The organism is Pseudomonas alvandae (assembly GCF_019141525.1).
Taxonomy (GTDB): Bacteria; Pseudomonadota; Gammaproteobacteria; order Pseudomonadales; family Pseudomonadaceae; genus Aquipseudomonas; species Aquipseudomonas alvandae.
On the sequence record NZ_CP077080.1, the window covers coordinates 4,250,063 to 4,270,273 of the forward strand.

General features: G+C 63.2%; 21 protein-coding genes. 10 read left to right on the forward strand and 11 right to left on the reverse strand.

What is annotated here, in order from left to right; genetic code table 11:
- Nucleotides 1–316 precede the first annotated feature (316 nt).
- Nucleotides 317–1,282, forward strand: a complete 966-nt coding sequence (locus KSS97_RS18730; protein WP_030141361.1) for an EamA family transporter — start codon at nucleotides 317–319, stop codon at nucleotides 1,280–1,282.
- A 312-nt stretch (nucleotides 1,283–1,594) separates the two neighbouring features.
- Nucleotides 1,595–2,458, forward strand: a complete 864-nt coding sequence (locus KSS97_RS18735; protein WP_217859889.1) for a CAP domain-containing protein — start codon at nucleotides 1,595–1,597, stop codon at nucleotides 2,456–2,458.
- Between the two features lie 178 nt (nucleotides 2,459–2,636).
- Here the strand turns inward: KSS97_RS18735 and KSS97_RS18740 are convergent, their stop codons facing one another.
- The 4 genes from KSS97_RS18740 to ggt all read right to left on the reverse strand — a co-directional run bounded on the left by KSS97_RS18740 (nucleotide 2,637) and on the right by ggt (nucleotide 6,978).
- On the reverse strand, nucleotides 2,637–3,269 hold the full coding sequence (locus tag KSS97_RS18740; protein WP_198796060.1) for a Vgb family protein: 633 nt from the start codon (nucleotides 3,267–3,269) through the stop codon (nucleotides 2,637–2,639).
- Nucleotides 3,270–3,303: 34 nt separating this feature from the next.
- A complete protein-coding gene (locus KSS97_RS18745; RefSeq protein WP_217859890.1) occupies nucleotides 3,304–4,530 on the reverse strand; it encodes a helix-turn-helix domain-containing protein in 1,227 nt (408 codons plus the stop codon).
- A 168-nt stretch (nucleotides 4,531–4,698) separates the two neighbouring features.
- A complete protein-coding gene (locus KSS97_RS18750; protein WP_217859891.1) occupies nucleotides 4,699–5,232 on the reverse strand; it encodes a cysteine hydrolase family protein in 534 nt (177 codons plus the stop codon).
- A gap of 18 nt (nucleotides 5,233–5,250) precedes the next feature.
- Nucleotides 5,251–6,978: a gamma-glutamyltransferase gene (ggt, locus tag KSS97_RS18755; protein ID WP_217859892.1), complete on the reverse strand. Its 1,728-nt coding sequence runs from the start codon at nucleotides 6,976–6,978 to the stop codon at nucleotides 5,251–5,253.
- Between the two features lie 164 nt (nucleotides 6,979–7,142).
- On the opposite strand from ggt, the gene KSS97_RS18760 reads away from it, so the two are divergent.
- A complete protein-coding gene (locus KSS97_RS18760) occupies nucleotides 7,143–7,574 on the forward strand; it encodes a GNAT family N-acetyltransferase (protein WP_030141355.1) in 432 nt (143 codons plus the stop codon).
- Nucleotides 7,575–7,750: 176 nt separating this feature from the next.
- Here KSS97_RS18760 and KSS97_RS18765 read toward each other — a convergent pair whose 3' ends face one another.
- The gene (locus tag KSS97_RS18765) at nucleotides 7,751–8,101 is read right to left on the reverse strand and encodes a hypothetical protein (RefSeq protein WP_030141354.1); all 351 of its coding nucleotides are present in this window, start codon (nucleotides 8,099–8,101) and stop codon (nucleotides 7,751–7,753) included.
- A gap of 133 nt (nucleotides 8,102–8,234) precedes the next feature.
- Here KSS97_RS18765 and KSS97_RS18770 point away from each other — a divergent pair, with 133 nt between their 5' ends.
- The 7 genes from KSS97_RS18770 (at nucleotide 8,235) to KSS97_RS18800 (ending at nucleotide 12,277) form a co-directional block, all read left to right on the forward strand.
- A complete protein-coding gene (locus KSS97_RS18770) occupies nucleotides 8,235–8,570 on the forward strand; it encodes a DUF6388 family protein (protein ID WP_030141353.1) in 336 nt (111 codons plus the stop codon).
- A gap of 236 nt (nucleotides 8,571–8,806) precedes the next feature.
- A complete protein-coding gene (tusD, locus tag KSS97_RS18775; protein WP_181287846.1) occupies nucleotides 8,807–9,199 on the forward strand; it encodes a sulfurtransferase complex subunit TusD in 393 nt (130 codons plus the stop codon).
- Complete coding sequence (gene tusC / locus KSS97_RS18780) at nucleotides 9,199–9,561, forward strand: sulfurtransferase complex subunit TusC (protein WP_217859893.1); 363 nt, start codon at nucleotides 9,199–9,201, stop codon at nucleotides 9,559–9,561. Before tusD ends, tusC begins: the two co-directional genes overlap by 1 nt.
- A complete protein-coding gene (gene tusB, locus KSS97_RS18785) occupies nucleotides 9,561–9,854 on the forward strand; it encodes a sulfurtransferase complex subunit TusB (protein ID WP_030141350.1) in 294 nt (97 codons plus the stop codon). Before tusC ends, tusB begins: the two co-directional genes overlap by 1 nt.
- A complete protein-coding gene (locus KSS97_RS18790; RefSeq protein WP_030141349.1) occupies nucleotides 9,851–10,186 on the forward strand; it encodes a TusE/DsrC/DsvC family sulfur relay protein in 336 nt (111 codons plus the stop codon). Before tusB ends, KSS97_RS18790 begins: the two co-directional genes overlap by 4 nt.
- Nucleotides 10,183–11,184 carry a glycosyl transferase family protein gene (locus KSS97_RS18795; protein WP_217859894.1) on the forward strand — a complete coding sequence of 334 codons (1,002 nt, stop codon included), beginning with the start codon at nucleotides 10,183–10,185 and terminating at the stop codon, nucleotides 11,182–11,184. The genes KSS97_RS18790 and KSS97_RS18795 overlap by 4 nt, the downstream gene beginning before the upstream one ends.
- Before the next feature lie 88 nt (nucleotides 11,185–11,272).
- A complete protein-coding gene (locus KSS97_RS18800; protein WP_217859895.1) occupies nucleotides 11,273–12,277 on the forward strand; it encodes a glutathione S-transferase family protein in 1,005 nt (334 codons plus the stop codon).
- A gap of 138 nt (nucleotides 12,278–12,415) precedes the next feature.
- On the opposite strand, the gene cysG is transcribed toward KSS97_RS18800, so the two are convergent.
- The 6 genes from cysG to KSS97_RS18830 form a co-directional block, all read right to left on the reverse strand.
- Nucleotides 12,416–13,810 (reverse strand): siroheme synthase CysG, encoded by a 1,395-nt coding sequence (gene cysG, locus KSS97_RS18805; RefSeq protein ID WP_030141346.1) that lies wholly within the window; start codon nucleotides 13,808–13,810, stop codon nucleotides 12,416–12,418.
- Nucleotides 13,811–15,091 carry a serine--tRNA ligase gene (gene serS / locus KSS97_RS18810; protein ID WP_030141345.1) on the reverse strand — a complete coding sequence of 427 codons (1,281 nt, stop codon included), beginning with the start codon at nucleotides 15,089–15,091 and terminating at the stop codon, nucleotides 13,811–13,813.
- Between the two features lie 15 nt (nucleotides 15,092–15,106).
- Nucleotides 15,107–15,481 (reverse strand): fluoride efflux transporter CrcB, encoded by a 375-nt coding sequence (gene crcB / locus KSS97_RS18815; RefSeq protein ID WP_030141344.1) that lies wholly within the window; start codon nucleotides 15,479–15,481, stop codon nucleotides 15,107–15,109.
- Nucleotides 15,478–16,803 carry a replication-associated recombination protein A gene (locus KSS97_RS18820; RefSeq protein WP_030141343.1) on the reverse strand — a complete coding sequence of 442 codons (1,326 nt, stop codon included), beginning with the start codon at nucleotides 16,801–16,803 and terminating at the stop codon, nucleotides 15,478–15,480. The genes crcB and KSS97_RS18820 overlap by 4 nt, the downstream gene beginning before the upstream one ends.
- A 148-nt stretch (nucleotides 16,804–16,951) precedes the next feature.
- Nucleotides 16,952–17,575: an outer membrane lipoprotein periplasmic chaperone LolA gene (lolA, locus tag KSS97_RS18825; protein WP_030141342.1), complete on the reverse strand. Its 624-nt coding sequence runs from the start codon at nucleotides 17,573–17,575 to the stop codon at nucleotides 16,952–16,954.
- A gap of 58 nt (nucleotides 17,576–17,633) precedes the next feature.
- Nucleotides 17,634–20,042: a DNA translocase FtsK gene (locus KSS97_RS18830; RefSeq protein ID WP_030141341.1), complete on the reverse strand. Its 2,409-nt coding sequence runs from the start codon at nucleotides 20,040–20,042 to the stop codon at nucleotides 17,634–17,636.
- Nucleotides 20,043–20,211: the final 169 nt, after the last annotated feature.

Sequence of the window (20,211 nt, forward strand, 5' to 3'; positions counted from 1 at the left end):
TTGTTAGCGCCCGCCATATACGGTAAAAATTCGGCGCAGTTGTACGACAACAAAATCAAGAGCCCGCTAAAGGGCTGACGCTGCTCACTCAAGATCGTCTAACAACCTGTGGCGAGGGAGCTTGCTCCCGCTGGGTCGCGAAGCGGCCCCAAAACTGCTGAATGCGGAGTTTTATATACACCGCATTCGCCGGTTTTACGGCCGCTTCGCAGCCGAGCGGGAGCAAGCTCCCTCGCCACGGGCCATCGTTTGTCCTGAGTGAACAGCATTACGCTAATAGGGCTTGTTTCGCGCCCTCCCTTTGAGACGTCCTGCCATGACCCGCTCCATCGCCGCATCCAATGTTCCCATTCCATTCCCCCGCCCGATCGCCGTGCTCATTCTGCTCTGCATGGGCTGCGCCTTCGCTGGCAACCATGTCGCCGCGCGGGCGGCATTCGATGACGGGGCCGGCGTGTTGCTGGCGATCCTGCTGCGCTCGGGCGGGACGTTGCTGGTATTGGCGGCGATGGTGTTGTGGCAACGCCAGAGCTTGCGCCTGCCGCCGGGCGCCTGGCGCTGGCAGTTGGCGTTGGGCCTGCTGATCGGCGCCCAAAGCCTGTGCCTGTATTCCGCCGTGGCCCGGGTGCCGGTGGCGCTGGCTCTGTTGGTGGGCAACGTCTTCCCGATCCTCCTGGCCCTGTTGACCTGGGCCCTCGGCGGCCCGCGCCCGACTGCCCGTACCGCAACGCTGATGGGCTTGATCCTGGTGGGCCTGGTGTTCGTGCTGGAGGTGCCGACGCGGTTGGCGTCCCAGGCGGATGTCGGCCCGCAATGGCTGCTGGGGGTTGGCCTGGCGTTCTGCGCCGCGTGCGTCTTCGCATGCGCGTTGTGGATCACCGATCACAAGTTGTCCCAGGTGCGCGGTTCGGTGCGCAGCCTGCTGACGATTTTCATTGTGTTCAGCAGTGTCAACCTCGCCGGCCTCACCGGGGCCCTGCCCGGCGGCCTCGACTTCCCCGCCAGCAGCACCGGCTGGCTGGCGCTCGCCACCCTGATGGTGCTTTATGGCACCGGCTTCATCGTCTTGTTCATGTGCGTGCCGCGCCTGGACATGCCGCGCAACGCCCCGGTGATGAACATCGAACCACTGGCGACCCTGCTGATCGGCTGGCTGGTGCTGGACCAGATGCTCAACCCAGGGCAGATCCTGGGCGGCGCGATCGTGGTGACTGGCATCGTGTTGCTGACGTGGCGCAAGGTCGAGCGGGTCAAGGCGCCGGTGGCTGAAGCGGTGAAGTGATTAAGCTCGAATATCATTGTGGCGAGGGGATTTAGCGAAACGTCGCACCGCCCCGTTGGGCTGCAGAGCAGCCCTAAAGCAGCGACGCTCAATCTGCCTGGCACACCGAGTTGCCTGGTTTGGGGCTGCTTCGCAGCCCAGCGGGGATAAATCCCCTCGCCACGGGGAATGTGTGGGCTCGGGGAGTTAAGTGTTTACCCCCCTGAAACTAGTTTCAAAAGCCGCAGTCCTACCCCAGCCCTGAACGATGCATCCAGGGCTGACCGGCGCCGTTCTGGCGTCAAGGCAATTCCCTCCCGAGCCGTTCGCCCCATGCGCCATCCTGTTCGCTCTCGCCGTTTCGCTTCGCTGTGCCTCACGATCCTGTCTTCTCTCCTCGCCAACCCGGCCCATGCCCGGGGCGAAGGGCAACTGGTGAGCGCTATCAACGATTACCGCAGCCAGTCCCAACGGTGTGACTGGCAAAGATTGCGCGCCGCGCCCCCCTTGGTACTGCGCTCGAACCTGGCGTTGCCGATCGGTTTCCGTGGCGGACTGCGCGACGCACTGAAGGACGTGGGTTATCAAGCCCGCGAGGTACGCAGCATTCGCCTGACCGACGCACGGGACGCCGACGAAGCGTTGGAAATGCTCGCAGACGAGCATTGCGCGGCGCTGCTGGACAATCGGTACGCCGATATCGGCGTCAATCGGGTCGGTGACGAGTGGCGCGTGGTGTTGGCGCAGCCCATGGGGGGCAGCACGCGAATGAGCGATGCGGGCGCGCCGGACAAGACGCTGCTGGCCCAGGTCAACGCCGCCAGGGCCAAGCCACGGATGTGCGGGCGCCAGCGCTTTGCCGCCGCTCGGCCGTTGAGCTGGAACGCCGCCCTGGGTACCGCCGCCCTCGGGCATAGCCGCGCCATGGCCCGGGGTAATTATTTCGCCCATCGCGACCCGGACGGTCGCTCCACATCCGACCGGGCCAAGGGCGCCGGCTTTCGCGGACATAAGCTGGGCGAAAATATCGCCGCCGGACAACGCTCGCCGAGCCAGGCCATGGGCGACTGGCTCGCCAGCCCCGGGCATTGCGCCAACCTGATGAACCCGATGTTTACCCAGATGGGCGCCGCATCCGCCAGCGATCCGAGCAGTGATGCGGGGGTGTACTGGACGATGGTGCTTGGCGCGCCATAAGCCAATAGGCAGACATCATTGTGGCGAGGGGATTTATCCCCGCTGGGCTGCGGAGCAGCCCCCTGAACCAGTGCTCGGTGTGTCGGGCCGTGAGGGAAGAGGGGCCGCTGCGCGCCCCAGCGGGGATAAATCCCCTCGCCACAAATGCGGTATTTCAGATACTGAACTTGGCCAGCCCTCAAACCGGCCGACGCACCGCCCTCACCTTGCCGCTGCCGCCCCCACCACAAAAGAACCGGTCCGCACCATCGGACTCCAGCCCCGACACGCCGATCCCCGGCGGCATCGTCACGCTTTCCAGCACTTGCGCCGTTTGCGGATCGATACGCCGCAGGTCGCTTTCATCATCTTCCCAGGTGCCATGCCACAGCTCGCCATCGACCCAAGTCACGCCCGTGACGAAGCGATTGGATTCGATCGTGCGCAGAATCCTGCCGTCGGCCGGGTCGATCTGCAGGATCTTGCGCGCCTTGTACTGACCGACCCAAAGTGAACCTTCGGCCCATGCCAGGCCGGAGTCATCACCACTGTTGGGCGCCGGGATCGTCGCCACTACCTGGCCGGTGCGCGGATCGATCTTGCGGATGCTGTCGCCGGCAATCTGGAACAGATGCTGACCGTCGAATGCCGTGCCCGCATTCGCTGGAACATCAAGGGACTGCACGGTCTGGCCACTGGCGGGATCGAGGGCGTGCAGCTTTTCGCCCGAGGCGAACCAGACGCGCTCGCCGTCATGGCTCACGCCGTGCACGCAGTCGACGCCTGGAAACGGGCCGTATTCACGCAGGATTTGTGCCTCTGAACGTTTCATCTCACATCGCCTCATCGGTGGGTGTGATTGCATCCTAGCCATCGAACGGCAGCGCAGTGAGTAACAATACCGTCGCGAATCCGGGCATCGGTGGCGCCGTCCAGCGCCGGGCCCTGGCGCGACCGAACGACTGCGCCTTGCCATTGGCCGCAAGGGTTTCCAACGCTCGCTGCACGCTGCGCTGGCTGGTGCCCAGGGCCAACGCGAGGGCCGAGCTGGACCAGGCTTCTCCGTCCGCCAACAGCGCCAGCACCGCCCCGCAGGGTTGCTCGACGACATGCGCCAGTACCCGGATCTCGTCGGCATCGCGTGGCGTCAGGATAAAACCGCGCCGGGTCGCGACAACGTCGGCCATTGGACGCAGCGCCTTGCGCAACCGTCCCATCTCGACCCGCAGCCGAGCGCGGTGGGAGTCGTCCGTCAACTTCAAGCCAAAGGCCTGGGTCATGAGCACTTCCCGCGAGGCGTCGCCGGGCCAGGCTTGAGCCAGTTCGCGGGCCAGGGCAAACAGCACCGGGCGCCGGGCAAGTGAAATCTGGCGGCCTGCGTTGCCGACCGCATATCGGCAGGCATCCACCACCAGCGCCGCGCCGCCCAACAGGGCTTGCACCTCTTCGAGTGGCAACAAGCGCTCTTCGCCTCGGGCGACCAGGCGCGCTGCGGGCATACGCAGCATTTGCGAGGCGCTTTCGATTTCAGCATTCAACGCGCCAATGCCCGCTTGCCGTGCGGCGTGCCCGGCCCGTTCAAGGGCCTCGCGGGCGGTCTGCGCCTGCAGTCGTCGCATGGCAATGCCGGCGGTCGCCAATTCGCAAGCCGCCCGGGACGCCAAAGGCAGGCCGTCAAGGTCCAGCTCGACGAGTTTGAGCTCGGCCTCGTCGAGCCGGCCCATCAACAACGACCGGCGAATCTCGATGGTCCGCGCATGGCCCGCGTTCGCTCGATCGCCTTGGGTTTCGAGCACCGACCGAGCGGCGTCGAGGCGCTTCATCGGCCAGGCGAGGTCACGGGAAGCCAGGGCAATTTCAGCCTCGGCGACGACGCACCGCGCCCGCGCCATGGCCTCCCTGGGCCCGAAGGCCAAACCGGCCCGCCGCATCAGGCCCTTGGCTTTTTCCAGCTCTCCCAACTGGGCCATGGCAATGCCACGAAGCGCGAGGGCCGGGGCATCATTGCGCAAAGCGACACGATTGAGCGCGGCCACCGGGTCCCCCGCCGCCAATGCGCGCGCTGCTGTGGTGATCATAAGATCCGTTACCATTCCCGCAGCTCCCTGTGGCGAGGGGATTTATCCCCGTTGGGTCGCGAAGCGGCCCCCTGTATCCCGACTGCTACACCGCAGTGACAGGCACAGCTGGGGCTGCTTTGCAGCCCAACGGGGATAAATCCCCTCGCCACAGAGTTGACCTGAGCGTTCGCTGGTTTTGAATCAAAGGCGGATCCTGGCCGCCGGCATCACGTCAATCCGCGACACCGCACTGCTCAGTCGCCCGAGTCGATGGTTGTGATTGGCGATGATCTGCTCCGCCGTCATGCTGCCGTTGTCCACCGTCGAATGGGCGTCGGCGGCCAGGACCACTTCGTACCCCAGGGCATGGGCCTGGCGCACGGTCGCGTTGATGCAATAGTCGGTTTGCAGCCCGCAGATCACCACGCGATCGATGCTCCGGGCTTGCAACAGCGCCAGCAGGTCGGTCTGGTAGAACGCGTCCGGCGTGGTCTTGCGCACCCGCAAGTCATCAGGTCCGGTGAGCAGGCCGCCGGCCAATTGCCAGGCGGCACTGCCATGTGCCAGCGAACCGTCCAGCTCTTCATGCTGGACCAGGATCACCGGCAGGTCGACAGCCCGCGCCCTGGCGCTGAGGTCGTTGATGGTCTGGACCAGGCGCTGGCTGTCGAAGCATTCCTCCTCGCCAGCACACAACCCCTCCTGGACATCGATAATCAGTAATGCGGTGCTCATGTTTCCCTCTTCGAATGGTCAGTAGCCCAACGACAATCCGGTGTTGCGGCGTGGATCGTTAGCGCCGTAGAAGCGGTTCTTGCCCACCGGCTTGCCGCCCAATGACGGCGCGCCCACCAGGATCGCGGCGATGTGGTTCGGATCCTGTGGCCCGGCAAACTTATGCCCCCAGCTCTCCAGCAGCTTGAGCGTATCGGGGCTGGCGGCGAAGGTTTCCAGGTTGGTTTCCTCCGGCATCCACTGTTGATGGAAGCGCGGCGCATCCACCGCTTCCTGCAGGTTCATGCCGTAGTCGATCACGTTGAGGATGGTCAGCAAGGTTGCCGTGATGATGCGGCTGCCGCCCGGGGTCCCGACGACCATCACGGTCTTGCCGTCCTTGGTGACGATGGTCGGGCTCATGGACGACAGCGGCGCCTTGCCCGGCGCGATGGCGTTGGCTTCGCCCTGCACCAGGCCGTACATGTTGGGCACGCCGACCTTGGCGGTGAAATCGTCCATTTCGTCGTTGAGGATCACCCCGGTCTTGCTCGCCATCACGCCGGCGCCGAACCAGTCGTTGAGGGTGTAGGTGACGGAGACGGCGTTGCCCCACTTGTCGACGATCGAATAATGGGTGGTGTTGCTGCCCTCATGGGGGGCCACGCCGGGTTTGATTTTTTTCGAGTCACCGGCTTTCTGCGGCTCGATCGCGGCGCGCAGCTTCGCCGCGTAGTTCTTGTCCAGCAGGTGGTCGATGGGGTTCTGCACGAAATCCGGATCGCCCAGGTAGCTGTTGCGATCGACGTAGGCGTGACGCATGGCTTCGATCTGGTAGTGCATGCCCTGTGCCGAGTGGAAACCCAGGTCTTTCATCGGGTAGCCGTCGAGGATGTTCATGATCTGGCACAGCACCACGCCGCCGGAGCTGGGTGGCGGCGCGGAGATGATGTGGTAGCCGCGATAATCGCACTCCACCGGTGCCAGCTCGCGGGTCTTGTACTTGTCCAGGTCAGCCTGGGTGATGATGCCTTTGTTGGCCTGGCTGGACGTGACGATAGCGTCGGCGACCCAACCTTTGTAGAAGCCATCGGCGCCCTTGGTGGAGATTTCCCGCAGCGTCTTGGCGAGGTCCTTCTGCACCAGTTTCTGGCCGGCCTGCATCGGCTCGCCGTTGTGCAGGAAGATCGCGCCGGAATCACGCGCATCCTTCTTGAACACATCGGTGGCGGTTTCCAGCAGATCGACATCCCCCTGCTCCAGGACAAAACCGTCCTCGGCGAACTTGATGGCCGGCGCGATCAATTCCGCCCGGGGTTTGCTGCCATATTTCTTCAGCGCCAGTTCCATGCCGGAGACGGTGCCGGGCACGCCTACCGCCAGATGGCCGCGCGTGCTGAGTTCGGGGATGACGTTGCCGTCCTTGTCCAGGTACATGTCCGCCGTGGCGGCCAGGGGCGCTTTTTCACGGAAGTCCAGGAAAGTCTTGCGGCCATCGGCCATCTGCAAGGTCATGAAACCGCCACCACCGAGGTTGCCCGCCGCCGGGTAGACCACCGCCAGGGCATACCCCACCGCAACCGCCGCATCCACCGCATTGCCACCGCTCTTGAGCACATCGACGCCAACGTGGGTCGCCAAGTGCTGGGCGGTCACCACCATGCCGTTCTCCGCGGCAACCGGGGCTTGGGACGCAGCGTGGGCAGTCAGACAGCAGAGGGAGAGTGAGGTGGCGATGAGGGTCCGGGCCAGGGATTCGAACTTCATGAGTCGGTCTCTTCTTGTTTTAAGGGTCGGATCGCTTCAAAAGCACAGACGAGTATGGCTCGGTTTGCGCAATGTGCCCGTTTCCCGTCGAGCGGCTTACGTCATCGTCGTCCTTGGGATAGGCTCACTGCGCTTGATCATCCCAATGCACAAGGACATCACTGATGACGCTGCGAATCGAACGCACGGACGCTCCAACCGATGAACAACGCCAGGCCATCCTCGCGCCACTGCGGGCCTATAACATCGCCCAGACAGGCGGAAGCGCGCCAGAACCGGTCGCCTGGCTGGTGCGCGACGAGCACGACGAAATCGTCGGCGGACTATACGGCCGAGTATTTTTTCGTTGGCTCTATATCGAGTTGCTGGTCGTGCCTGAACAGGCCCGGGGTCAGGGCACAGGCTCGGAATTGATGCAGATGGCCGAACAGCTGGCCAGGGAAAAGGATTGCGTGGGCATCTGGCTCGACACCTTCGACTTCCAGGCCCCGGACTTCTACCGCAGGCATGGTTTCACCGAGTGCGGCAAGATCGAGGACTATCCACCGGGGCATCAGCGTTTCTTCTTCCAGAAGCGCCTGATCCAGGCCGATTGAAATACCGATCTTGTGGGAGCGGGCTTGCTCGCGAAAGCGGTTAACTATTCAACATCGTTGCCGACTGACTCTGCGCTTTCGCGAGCAGGCTCGCTCCCACGGGGACAATAGTCAGGCCACCCCAGTCATTGTGGGAGCGAGCCTGCTCGCGAAGGCAGACACCTCGGTCTATCAGCTCAAAGACACGTCGCCAACGCCGCCAACCGGCGCTTGGCGACAAAATCGTCATGCTTGGCGTAGTAACTCAACGCCGTACCCGTGGCACTGGCTTGCAGATCGACAAACGATTCGGCCGAGCGGGTGTACACCGTCGAGCCGCCATTCTTGCCCGGTTGCAAGTAGGCGCCGGCATCGACACCAAACACCGCTTCATCTTCCCAGGCAAACTTCACGCACTCGGCGACATTCTGCTGCGGCTTGTCGGAGGCCAGGGTCTTGTAGGGGGCTTGGGTCCGGGCTTGTTCCATCGCCGAACCCGCGCAGCCGGCCAGCAGGGTCGCGGCCACGGCCACCATCAGCATTCGCATCGCATTCACTCATCGAGAAAAAAAACGGACTGTAGCATTGCGCCCCCTGTTGCCGTGCGGCTTTACCGAAATTTGCACGCGACAACGGCTATCGATTCGCGCAACCTGTTGGCTTATCGACCAAGGAGCGACCATGGCGACAACCGAACAGCAACACGAACGAGCCCTGCAGATCTTCCTCGACGAACGCCCCGAGCTGCGCGACGAACTGGACAACCTCAACCCGCTGCTGGCCCAGGCCAAGGGCGAAACCGCCGCGCAATACCGCGCCGAGCGGTTGCATGAAGCATTCGAAGCCGAGGCCGAAAGCGTCGGGTTGTTCGCCTGGGAACTGACGCTGTTGCTAACGACCGACTCAGCCGAGGACTACCAGGCCCAACGCATGGAAGTGCACAAGGAAGTGGCGGAAATGGCGGGGATGGAATGGGCAGAGTATTGCGAGCTGTATGGCCTCGAAAGCCAAAGCTGAACAACCCGCTGTGGCGAGGGGATTTATCCCCGCTGGGCTGCGAAGCAGCCCCCGGATGTGCCAACGCGGTGTATCAGGCAAACCACAGCGACCTAAAGAGGGGCCGCTGCGCGCCCCAGCGGGGATAAATCCCCTCGCCACAATGAGTACATCTGGGTTCTGTTTTGGAAGACCTGTAATCGCCCCCTCGTCCATAAAGCATTATCATGGCCGCAGTTTTGCTGATCGGGTCCGTCATGAAGTTCGCCATCGCGCTGTTTTCCGCCGCCCACGCGCCCTCCTCGCGCCGCGCCTTGCTGTTTGCCCAGGCAGCGCTGGCCGCAGGGCATGAAATCGTGCGGCTGTTTTTCTATCAGGACGGCGTCTACAACGCCGCCAACAGCGTCGTCACGCCTCAGGACGAACAAGACCTGCCCCAGCAATGGCGCGCCTTCGTCAGCGAGCATCAGCTCGACGGCGTGGTGTGCATCGCGGCGGCGTTGCGCCGTGGCGTGTTGAACGCGGAAGAAGCCCAGCGCTACCAGCGTTCGGCGGCCAGTGTCGAAGCGCCCTGGGCGTTGTCCGGGCTGGGCCAGTTGCACGATGCGATCCAGGACGCCGACCGCTTGATCTGTTTTGGAGGCGCGTGATGGCCAAGTCCTTGTTGCTCATCAGCCGCCAAGCACCTTGGTCCGGCCCCGGCGCCCGGGAAGCGCTGGACATCGTCTTGGCCGGCGGCGCGTTCGACCTGCCCATCGGCCTGTTGTTTCTCGATGACGGCGTGTTCCAGCTCGCAGCCGGCCAGCACGCCAAGGTTGTCCAGCAAAAGGACCTGAGCGCCAACTTGCAGGCATTGCCGATGTTTGGCGTCGACGAGCTGTTTGTCTGCGCCGACAGCGCCGCCGAACGCGGTCTCGCTGTCGATGCCCTGGCGCTGGACGACCTGAACGTATTGGGCGCAGCGGACATCGCCGCGCTCATTGACCGCTATGACCAGGTGATCACCCTCTGATGTCGACCTTGCATGTGTTGTCTCATTCCCCCTTCGGCGACAGCCGTCTCGCCAGTTGCCTGCGGATCCTGGGCACTCACGACGCGCTGCTGCTGTGCGGCGACGCGGCCTACGCGCTGCAACCCGGTACCGCGCCGTTCTCCACGCTGCACGCCAGCGGCTGCAAAGTGTTCGTCCTGACCGAAGACGCACAGGCCCGCGCCTTGCCTGTTCCGGACTGGGCCGAGGCCATCGATTATCCAGGCTTCGTCGAACTGTCGATCCAGCATGACAAGGTCAACACCTGGCTATGAAGACCCTGACCGTAGGCGAGCGCGGCATTGCGCTGGACAAAGATGGCTATTTGACCGATCTCAATGACTGGTCCGCCGACGTCGCCACCGCCTTGGCCACTGCCGAAGACATCGAGCTGAGCCCCGAACATTGGGAAATCCTCGAACTGCTGCGGGCCTTCTACGATGAGTTCCAGCTGTCCCCCGCTACCCGGCCGCTGATCAAGTACACCGCGCTGAAACTGGGGCCGGACAAAGGCAACAGCCTGCACCTGAACCGATTGTTCAAAGGCACTCCCGCCAAACTCGCCGCCAAGCTGGCGGGCCTGCCCAAACCGACGAATTGCCTATGACCGACTTCCCAGCACTGACCCTTGAAACCCCCGCCGAGCACCCGTTCGCCCAGTTCGTGCGCATTCTTGGCAAAGGCAAGCGTGGCGCCCGCAACCTGACCCGTGAAGAAGCGCGGGAAGCCATGGGCATGGTGCTCGACGAGCAGGTTGAAGAAACCCAGCTGGGTGCGTTCCTGATGCTGCTGCGGCACAAGGAAGAAAGCGCCGAGGAAATGGCGGGCTTCACCGACGCCCTGCGTCAGCGCCTGGAGGTGCCGACATTGGCGGTGGACCTCGACTGGCCAACCTACGCCGGCAAGAAGCGTCATCTGCCCTGGTATCTGTTGGCCGCGAAATGCCTCGGACAAAACGGCGTGCGCATCTTCATGCACGGCGGCGGGGCCCACACGGCGGGCCGGCTCTACACCGAGCAACTGCTGGGTTTCTTGAGCATCCCGTTGTGCCGCGACTGGCAGCAGGTCGGCACCGCACTGGACCACGGCGGCCTGGCCTTCATGCCGCTGGTGGACTGGGCACCGCAGATGCAGCGCATGATTGACCTGCGCAACACCCTGGGCCTGCGCTCGCCAATCCACTCCCTGGCGCGGATCCTCAACCCGTTGGCCGCACGCTGCGGGCTGCAAAGCATCTTTCATCCGGGCTACCAGGCCGTGCACCGCGAGGCCAGCGGCTTGCTCGGCGACACCGCCATCGTGATCAAGGGCGACGGCGGCGAGATCGAGATCAATCCGGACGCCGACAGCCATTTGTACGGCACCACTGGCGGCAGCAGCTGGGATGAGGAATGGCCGCGCCTGTCCGAGCAACGCCACGTCAAACCGGAGAGTCTTGACCCCGAGCATTTGAAAGCGATCTGGCGTGGCGACATCGAAGACAGTTACCCGCAACTGGCGCTGATCGCTACCATGGCCCTGGCCTTGCGCGGCCTGGGCGATACTCGCGACGAAGCGCTCGACAAGGCACGCCAGTACTGGCATGCCCGAGACAGATCGATTTAATCGATCATCAGCGCCCAACCTTTGCGCTATTAGTTCGAACCTATCGGAATAGACTCGTCTCCAATGATTATTGAGCGAGGACATCCAGATGGGTTTGTTGGTCGAGGGCCGCTGGCAGGACCAGTGGTATGAAAGCAAGGACGGCAGCTTCCAGCGTGAACAGGCACAACGGCGCAATTGGGTGACCGCCGACGGCAGCGCCGGCCCCTCGGGTGAGAGCGGTTTTGCCGCCGAGGCCGGTCGCTACCATTTGTACGTCTCCCTGGCCTGCCCCTGGGCGCACCGGACGCTGATCTTTCGCAAGCTCAAGGGCCTGGAAAACCTGATCGACGTCTCGGTGGTCAGCTACCTGATGCTGGAAAATGGCTGGACCTTCGACAAGGCCCACGGCTCGACGGGCGACAAACTCGACGATTTGCAATTCCTGCATCAGCGCTACACCGCCGACACGCCCGACTACACCGGCCGCGTCACCGTGCCGGCGCTGTGGGACAAACAGAAGCGGCGCATCGTCAGCAACGAATCGGCGGAAATCATCCGCATGTTCAACAGCGCTTTTGATGGCTTGACCGGCAACGACTTGGACTTGTATCCCGAACACCTGCGCCATGAGATCGATGCGTTGAACGGGCGTATCTACCCGGCGGTGAACAACGGCGTGTACCGCGCCGGGTTCGCGACGACCCAGGCCGCTTATGAAGAAGCCTTCGACCAATTGTTTGCCGAACTGGATCGATTGGAAGCCTTGCTGGACACCCGTCGCTACCTGGCCGGCGAATACCTGACCGAAGCCGATATCCGCTTGTTCACCACGATGATTCGCTTCGACGCGGTGTACTTCGGTCACTTCAAATGCAACCTGCGGCGCATCGCCGATTACCCGAACCTGTCGAACTGGCTGCGAGAGCTGTACCAATGGCCGGGCATTGCCGAGACCGTGGATTTCACTCACATCCAGGGGCACTACTACGGCAGCCACAAGACCATCAACCCGAATGGGATCGTGCCCAAGGGGCCGAATCAGGATTTCACCGTGGCCCATGATCGGGAGCGGTTGAGTGGGAAAGGGATTTGGCGTGGGACAGGGGATTGACCCTGGGTTTTCGCTGTATTTGAGGGCCTCATCGCGAGCAAGCTCGCTCCCACATTTGACTTGTGTAGAACCGCAACTTTAGGTTGCACACAGCCTACTGTGGGAGCGAGCTTGCTCGCGATGGGGGCGACGCGGTCCTCAGACCTGCCCCTGAGCCCCTTCAAACCAAGCCAGTTTCTCGCGCAACTGCACCACTTCCCCAACGATAACCAGGGTCGGCGCATGCACTTCATGCTCGGCCACCAGCCGTGGCAAGTCCGCCAAAGTGCCGGTGAAAACCCGCTGGTTTGACGTCGTGCCTTGCTGGATCAACGCCGCCGGCGTATTCGCCGCGCGACCGTGCTTGATCAGCTCGGTGCAAATCACTGGCAAGCCGACCAGGCCCATGTAGAACACCAACGTCTGTGCTGGCGAAACCAGGTCCGCCCACGGCAAGTCGCTGGTGCCATCCTTGAGGTGACCGGTGATGAAACGCACCGACTGGGCATAGTCGCGATGGGTCAGCGGAATCCCGGCGTAAGCCGCGCAACCACTGGCGGCAGTGATGCCCGGGACGACCTGGAACGGGATGCCATGGGCCGCCAGTTCTTCGATCTCTTCGCCACCACGGCCAAAGATGAACGGGTCGCCGCCCTTCAACCGCACCACGCGCTTGCCTTGCCGGGCCAGGTCGACCAATTGCTGGTTGATCTGATCCTGCGGCACCGCATGCTCGGAACGACGCTTGCCAACGTAGACCCGTTCGGCGTCGCGCCGGCACAGTTCGAGGATCGCCGGTGCCACCAGGCGGTCGTACAGCACCACGTCCGCCTGTTGCATCAGGCGCAAGGCGCGGAAGGTCAGCAGGTCCGGATCGCCCGGCCCCGCGCCCACCAGGTAGACTTCACCCGGCGCGTTCGGCGCCTCGCCGTCGATCTTCTCCCGCAGCAGCCGCTCGGCCTCCGCGCCCTGCCCGGCCAACTGACGATCGGCAATCGGGCCTTGGAACACCTCTTCCCAGAATGCCCGGCGCTGCTGGACATCGGGGAACAAGCCTTTCACCTGATTGCGAAAACGCGCCGCCAAACCGGCCAGTTGCCCGTACGTAGACGGAATCCAGGTTTCCAGCTTGGCCCGGATCAGTCGCGCCAGCACCGGCGCATCGCCGCCACTGGACACCGCGATCACCAGGGGCGAGCGATCGACAATCGCCGGGAAGATCACGCTGCAGAGCGTCGGCGCGTCCACCACGTTGACCGGCACACAACGCTTGTGGGCGTCGGCCGAGACCTGGGCATTGAGCGGCTCGTCGTCGGTGGCGGCAATGATCAGCCCGCAACCGTCCAGGTCCGCTTCCACGTAACCACGCTGGACGCATTCGCCGCCGCTGCCACTGACCAATTCCCGCAGTTGCGGTTCGATGTCGGGTGCGACCACCCGCAACAACGCGCCGGCGTCGACTAGCAGGCGAGACTTGCGCAGGGCAATCTCGCCGCCGCCGACCACCAGCACGCGGCTGCCGCGCAGGTTGTGGAACAGTGGCAGATAGTCCATTTAGCCGATGACCTCGATGCCGCCCATGTACGGTTTCAGCACCTCAGGCACACGGATCGAACCGTCGGCCTGCTGGTAGTTTTCCAGCACCGCCACCAGGGTACGACCCACCGCCAGGCCGGAGCCATTGAGGGTGTGGACCAGTTCCGGCTTGCCGGTTTCCGGGTTGCGGAAGCGGGCCTGCATGCGGCGGGCCTGGAAGTCGCCGCAGTTGGAGCACGAGGAAATCTCGCGGTACTTGTCCTGGCTCGGAATCCACACTTCCAAGTCATAGGTTTTCACCGCACTGAAGCCCATGTCGCCGGTGCACAAGGCCAGGGTGCGATACGGCAGCTCCAGCAGTTGCAGGACTTTCTCGGCGTTGGCGGTCAGGCTTTCCAGGGCTTCCATGGACTTCGACGGCTCGACGATCTGCACCATCTCGACTTTGTCGAACTGGTGCTGGCGGATCATCCCGCGGGTATCACGGCCCGACGCGCCGGCTTCGCTGCGGAAGCACGGCGTATGGGCGACGAACTTGATCGGCAGTTGCTTGGCATCGACGATCTCGCCCGCGACGATATTGGTCAGCGAGACTTCGGCGGTCGGGATCAGGTACAAGTCGGCTTCGCCGTCGCGGCTGATCTTGAACAGGTCTTCCTCGAACTTCGGCAACTGGCCGGTGCCTTGCAGCGCCGGAGCCTGGACCAGGTACGGGGTGTAGGCTTCTTCGTAGCCGTGCTCGGTGACATGCAGGTTGATCATGAACTGCGCCAAGGCGCGATGCAGACGGGCAATCGGCCCGCGCAGCAAGGCAAAACGCGCGCCCGACAGCTTGGCGGCGGTCTCGAAGTCGAGCCAGCCGAATTTTTCGCCCAGGGCCACATGGTCCTGTACCGGGAAATCAAAGGTGGTCGGCGTGCCCCAGCGGCGTACTTCGACATTGCCGTCTTCGTCTTCACCAACCGGCACCGATTCGTGGGGCAGGTTCGGGATGCCCAGCAGGATCGAGTCCAGCTCGGTCTGGATCGCGTCCAGCTCGGTCTTGCCTGCGCTCAACTCGTTCGCCATGCGCTCGACATCGGCCATCAGCGGCGCGATGTCTTCGCCGCGCTGCTTGGCCTGGCCGATGGATTTGGAGCGCGCGTTACGTTCAGCCTGCAGGGCTTCGGTGCGGGTCTGGACGGTCTTGCGCTGTTCTTCCAGCGCTTCGATGCGCGCGACATCCAGGGCAAAGCCACGGGAAGCCAGGCGGTCCGCTACGTCCTGAAGGTTGCTACGTAACAGTTTGGAATCGAGCATGTCGGTCTCTCGTTATCAAAGTTTGGTCAGGGACAGGCCGGCCCAGGTGGCGAGCAGCCCGCCGAATACGGTGATGGCCGCGTAGCCCAGGGCCAGCAGCACTTGGCCGCTTTCCAGCAGGCGCACCGTATCCAGTGAAAAGGATGAAAAGGTCGTCAGGCCGCCAAGAAAGCCGACCATCAGCCCCGCACGCACCTCGATGGGCACCTCGGGGCGAATCAAAAACAGGCCGTAAAGAACGCCGATCAGCAGACAGCCCACGATATTAACGGCCAGCGTCGCGGTATAGAAGTGCCTGGGCCAATTTGCATTGATCCAGTTACCGGTGGCGAAACGCAACAACGTGCCGGCAACGCCGCCAGCGGAAACTGCAAGTATCAGGGGGATCAAGGCTTTCTCCGCTGCCGTGGACTCAGGCGATCCAACTGCGCCAAGTGGTTGAGCTTCTCGCCGATCTTCAACTCAAGGCCACGGGGCACTGGCTGGTAGAAGTGCTGGGGGTCGAGTTCTTCGGGAAAATAGTCTTCGCCGGCGGCATACGCGTCGGGCTCGTCATGGGCATAACGGTATTCGTCGCCATAGCCCAACTGCTTCATGAGCTTGGTCGGCGCGTTGCGCAGATGCAGCGGCACTTCCAGGGAGCCGTGCTCGGCGGCGCTGCGCATCGCGGCCTTGAAGCCCATGTACACGGCGTTGCTCTTCGGCGCGCAAGCCAGGTAGGTGATGGCCTGGGCCACGGCGAGCTCGCCTTCCGGGCTGCCAAGGCGTTCCTGCACGTCCCAGGCCGCCAGGCACAGGCTCAGCGCGCGCGGGTCGGCATTGCCGATGTCCTCGCTGGCCATGCGCACCACCCGCCGGGCCAGGTACAGCGGATCGCAACCGCCGTCGATCATCCGCGCAAACCAGTACAGGGCACCGTCAGGATTGGAGCCACGCACCGATTTGTGCAGGGCCGAGATTTGGTCGTAGAACGCCTCGCCGCCCTTGTCGAAACGCCGACGGGTATCGCCCAGCAGGCTTTGCAACAGCTCGACGCCAATTTCGCTGTCGTCTTCGGCCAGGTCCGAGGCGTTTTCCAGCAGGTTGAGCAAGCGCCGGCCATCGCCGTCGGCGGCGCTGAACAGTATCTGGAAGCCCTCATCGCTGAGGCTCAGGTGACGCTTGCCCAGGCCACGCTCCTCAGTCAGCGCGCGATGCACCAGCTTGCGCATGGCCGCTTCGTCGAGGCTCTTGAGTACGTAGACCCGAGCGCGGGACAGCAAGGCGTTGTTCAGTTCGAACGAAGGGTTTTCGGTGGTCGCGCCAATGAAAATCAGCGTGCCGTCTTCGACATAGGGCAGGAACGCATCCTGCTGGGACTTGTTGAACCGGTGGACTTCGTCGACGAACAGGATGGTGCGCTTGCCGTACTGGCCGGCCTGCTGCTTGGCTATTTCCACCGCCTGGCGAATTTCCTTGACCCCGGCCAGCACCGCCGACACCGTTTCGAAATGCGCGTCCGAGACTTCCGCCAGCAGCCGCGCCAGGGTGGTCTTGCCCACGCCCGGCGGGCCCCAGAAGATCATCGAATGCAGGGCGCCCTGCTCCAGGGCCTCGCGCAGAGGCTTGCCGCGGGCGAGCACATGTTCCTGGCCGACGTACTCATCCAGGTTGGTCGCGCGCAGGCGGGCGGCCAATGGCTGGGCAATCGGGGCGCTTCGAAACAGGTCCATCACTGCCTATGCAACCTCCACTGGGGTCCTGTTGAAGACCGCCCTTGTGGGAGCGAGCTTGCTCGCGATAGCGGTGGGTCAGTCACATCAAATCCAACTGATCCGCCGCCATCGCGAGCAAGCTCGCTCCCACAAGGGGGCCATTGGGTTATTCCTGGATCACATCCGCACCCTTGGGGATGTCGAACTTGAACTTGGACGCGGCGATCGGCTCGTTGGCCTTGACCCCGGTGAACAGGATATTGGTGCGCTGGCCAACGCTGTCGATCAGTTGCATATCGTTGACCAACCCATTGCGGAACGACAGCCGCAGGCTGTCGAACAGGCTGTCCTTGGTCTTCGGCTTGAGTGTGAAGTCAATCACGCCGCCCGCCTCCTTGGAGGTAATGTCGAAACTCTGGCTGATCTCGGAGATGTCACCGGACAGCAGCAACGCCGGTGTCTGGGTCAGGCGATGGTCGAGGGTCTTGATGGTGACTTGCTCCAGGTCCGGGTCCCACAGGGAAACTTTCTTGCCATCAGACACCATCAGTTGTTCGGCGGGCGCATCGGTGTGCCAGTAGAACAGGCCGGGGCGCTGCAGGGCCATGTCACCGGCGGTTTCCTGCAATTGGGTGCCACTGCCGTCGAGGGTCAACTGGGAAAAGCGTGCCGTCAGGGTCTGGGAGCCACCCAGCAATTGAGTCAGGCGGGCCACGTCCTTTTCGCCGGCGTGGGCCGACAACGTGCTCAAGGCCAATACGGGCAACAGCAGCATGCGAATCAGGCGCATGGGAATCCTCATGAATTCGTGGGGGGTCGAGCGGCGCGTCATCACGCCGCCCGGGTAGTCAGTCGCGCATCGGGCCCGGCGCGAGCACTTCGCGCGAACCGTTGGTGTTCATGGCCGTCACGACCCCGGCCATTTCCATGGCTTCGATCATGCGGGCGGCGCGGTTGTAGCCGATCTTAAGCTTGCGCTGTACCGCGGAAATCGAGGCCCGGCGGCTCTCCAGGACAAACTGCACTGCTTCGTCGTAAAGCGCGTCGGTCTCGGCATCGTCATCGCCGCCACCGCCACTGCCGCCCTCAAAGCCACTGCCAGCCTCTTCGACACCGTTGAGGATGTCATCGTTGTATTCGGGCGCGCCGCGCAGCTTCCAGGCTTCCACCACGCGGTGTACTTCATCATCGGAAACAAATGCGCCGTGGACACGAATCGGCAGGCTGGTGCCCGGCGGCATGTAGAGCATGTCGCCATGGCCCAGCAGTTGCTCGGCACCGCCCTGGTCGATGATGGTTCGCGAGTCGATCTTGCTCGACACCTGGAACGCCATGCGGGTCGGGATGTTGGCCTTGATCAGGCCGGTGATCACGTCCACGGATGGCCGCTGCGTGGCAAGAATCAAGTGGATACCGGCCGCACGGGCCTTTTGGGCGATACGGGCGATAAGTTCTTCGACCTTCTTGCCGACGATCATCATCATGTCGGCGAATTCGTCCACCACCACCACGATGGTCGGCAGCTTGTGCAGCAGCGGCGCTTCGTCGTGGATGCTTTCGCGGTGATACAGCGGATCGCTCAATGGCGTGCCGGCCTCTTCGGCTTCCTTGACCTTGGCATTGAAGCCCGACAGGTTGCGCACGCCCATCTTCGCCATGAGCTTGTAGCGACGCTCCATCTCGGCGACGCTCCAGCGCAGGGCGTTGGCCGCATCCTTCATGTCGGTGACCACCGGGCACAGCAGGTGCGGGATGCCCTCGTAGATCGACAGTTCGAGCATCTTCGGGTCGATCATGATCAGCTTGGCGTCTTCCGGGCCGGACTTGAACAGGATCGACAGGATCATCGCGTTCACACCCACCGACTTACCGGAACCGGTGGTACCGGCCACCAGCAAGTGGGGCATCTTCGCCAGGTCGGTGATCACCGGCTTGCCGCCGATGTCGTGGCCCAGGGCCAGGGTGACCGGCGACTTGTGGTTATCGTATTCCGGCGTCGACAGCACCTCGGAGAAACGCACGATCTGCCGGTCTTCGTTGGGAATCTCGATGCCCACGGTGGTCTTGCCGGGAATGACCTCCACCACCCGCACGCTGGTCACGGCGAGGGAGCGCGCGAGGTCCTTCGCGAGGTTGGCGATACGGCTGACCTTCACGCCGGCGGCCGGCTGGATTTCGTAACGGGTGATGACCGGGCCCGGATGGATCGAATCCACCGAGACCTCGACACCGAATTCCTTGAGCTTGATCTCCAGCAGGTGACCGACCGCTGCCAGGGACTCGGGGGAATAATTGAGTTGCTTCTTCTCGGCCGGGTCGAGGATCGAGATCGGCGGCAAGGTGCCTTCGACCGCGCTGTCGACGAACAACGGTGCCTGTTTTTCCTTCTGCACGCGCTTGCTTTGCTCGGGCGGCTTGGCCGGGGCCATGGTGATGACCGGCGGCACCTGCTTCTCGCGCTCGGACATGTGCTTGCTCAGGGCCTGCTCGCGCTCGATCAGGCGTTCCTTGACCTTGGCCTGCTCGCGTTTGTCCGGCGTGGTCGGCGCCACCACGTCATGGACCCGGTCGTCCACCTCGCGCAGTTGCGCCACCAGTTGCTTGCGTTCGTTGCGCGCCGCCCACCAGCGGTTCAGCGCGCCCTGGATCAGCTCGATGAGGTCGAGGGTGATCTTGCCGGTGACATCCATGACCTTGAACCACGACAGGTCGGTGAACACGGTCAGGCCGAACAGGAACAAGGCGATGAACAGCAGCGTGCTGCCCTGGATGTTGAGGGCATTGCGGGCCAGGTCGCCGAGGCTTTCACCCAACGCGCCACCCGCCCCGGCCGGCAGGCCAGTGGGTGCGTGGAAATGAATGTGGGCCAGCGCGGCCCCCGACAACACCAGGAACACCAGGCCGATCAGGCGCCAGGAGAACAGCCAGCCACTCCACTGCCAGGGCTCATGGCGCTGGCGGAAGATCTGATAGGTCTTGATCGCCAGCAGCAAGGGGAAAATGTAGGCGAAATAGCCCAGCACCATGAACAGGATGTCTGCGCTATAGGAACCGGCGGGGCCGCCGAAATTCTGCACGTCGTCGATCTTGCTGTTATGGCTCCAGCCCGGATCGTCCTTGCCGTAGGTCAGCAAGGCCATCATCAGGAACAGGCACAGGGCACCAATGGCGATCAACGCACCTTCCTTGAGCCGGTAGTGCAATTGTTGGCGCCAGAGCGGAACGACTGTCTTGGGTGCTGCGGTGGATTTCTTCAAAACGCTTCTTTTCCTGCGCCTATGGCGCGTCCATCTGTTGAATGACTATGAAAAACTGCCCGTGACGAGCAGGTAAAAAAGTGAATGTGCACATCCGGTACTACTTTTACCACTGTGGCATGCGTCCGGAAAACCGCAGGTGTTGCCGAAGATTTTGATCTTTTGCCTT

Coding starts and splice junctions, on each gene's coding strand:
- KSS97_RS18730 (WP_030141361.1), top strand. CDS start 317: ATGACCCGCTCCATCGCCGCATCCAATGTTCCCATTCCATTCCCCCGC.
- KSS97_RS18735 (WP_217859889.1), top strand. CDS start 1,595: ATGCGCCATCCTGTTCGCTCTCGCCGTTTCGCTTCGCTGTGCCTCACG.
- KSS97_RS18740 (WP_198796060.1), bottom strand. CDS start 3,269: ATGAAACGTTCAGAGGCACAAATCCTGCGTGAATACGGCCCGTTTCCA.
- KSS97_RS18745 (WP_217859890.1), bottom strand. CDS start 4,530: ATGGTAACGGATCTTATGATCACCACAGCAGCGCGCGCATTGGCGGCG.
- KSS97_RS18750 (WP_217859891.1), bottom strand. CDS start 5,232: ATGAGCACCGCATTACTGATTATCGATGTCCAGGAGGGGTTGTGTGCT.
- ggt (WP_217859892.1), bottom strand. CDS start 6,978: ATGAAGTTCGAATCCCTGGCCCGGACCCTCATCGCCACCTCACTCTCC.
- KSS97_RS18760 (WP_030141355.1), top strand. CDS start 7,143: ATGACGCTGCGAATCGAACGCACGGACGCTCCAACCGATGAACAACGC.
- KSS97_RS18765 (WP_030141354.1), bottom strand. CDS start 8,101: ATGCGAATGCTGATGGTGGCCGTGGCCGCGACCCTGCTGGCCGGCTGC.
- KSS97_RS18770 (WP_030141353.1), top strand. CDS start 8,235: ATGGCGACAACCGAACAGCAACACGAACGAGCCCTGCAGATCTTCCTC.
- tusD (WP_181287846.1), top strand. CDS start 8,807: ATGAAGTTCGCCATCGCGCTGTTTTCCGCCGCCCACGCGCCCTCCTCG.
- tusC (WP_217859893.1), top strand. CDS start 9,199: ATGGCCAAGTCCTTGTTGCTCATCAGCCGCCAAGCACCTTGGTCCGGC.
- tusB (WP_030141350.1), top strand. CDS start 9,561: ATGTCGACCTTGCATGTGTTGTCTCATTCCCCCTTCGGCGACAGCCGT.
- KSS97_RS18790 (WP_030141349.1), top strand. CDS start 9,851: ATGAAGACCCTGACCGTAGGCGAGCGCGGCATTGCGCTGGACAAAGAT.
- KSS97_RS18795 (WP_217859894.1), top strand. CDS start 10,183: ATGACCGACTTCCCAGCACTGACCCTTGAAACCCCCGCCGAGCACCCG.
- KSS97_RS18800 (WP_217859895.1), top strand. CDS start 11,273: ATGGGTTTGTTGGTCGAGGGCCGCTGGCAGGACCAGTGGTATGAAAGC.
- cysG (WP_030141346.1), bottom strand. CDS start 13,810: ATGGACTATCTGCCACTGTTCCACAACCTGCGCGGCAGCCGCGTGCTG.
- serS (WP_030141345.1), bottom strand. CDS start 15,091: ATGCTCGATTCCAAACTGTTACGTAGCAACCTTCAGGACGTAGCGGAC.
- KSS97_RS18820 (WP_030141343.1), bottom strand. CDS start 16,803: ATGGACCTGTTTCGAAGCGCCCCGATTGCCCAGCCATTGGCCGCCCGC.
- lolA (WP_030141342.1), bottom strand. CDS start 17,575: ATGCGCCTGATTCGCATGCTGCTGTTGCCCGTATTGGCCTTGAGCACG.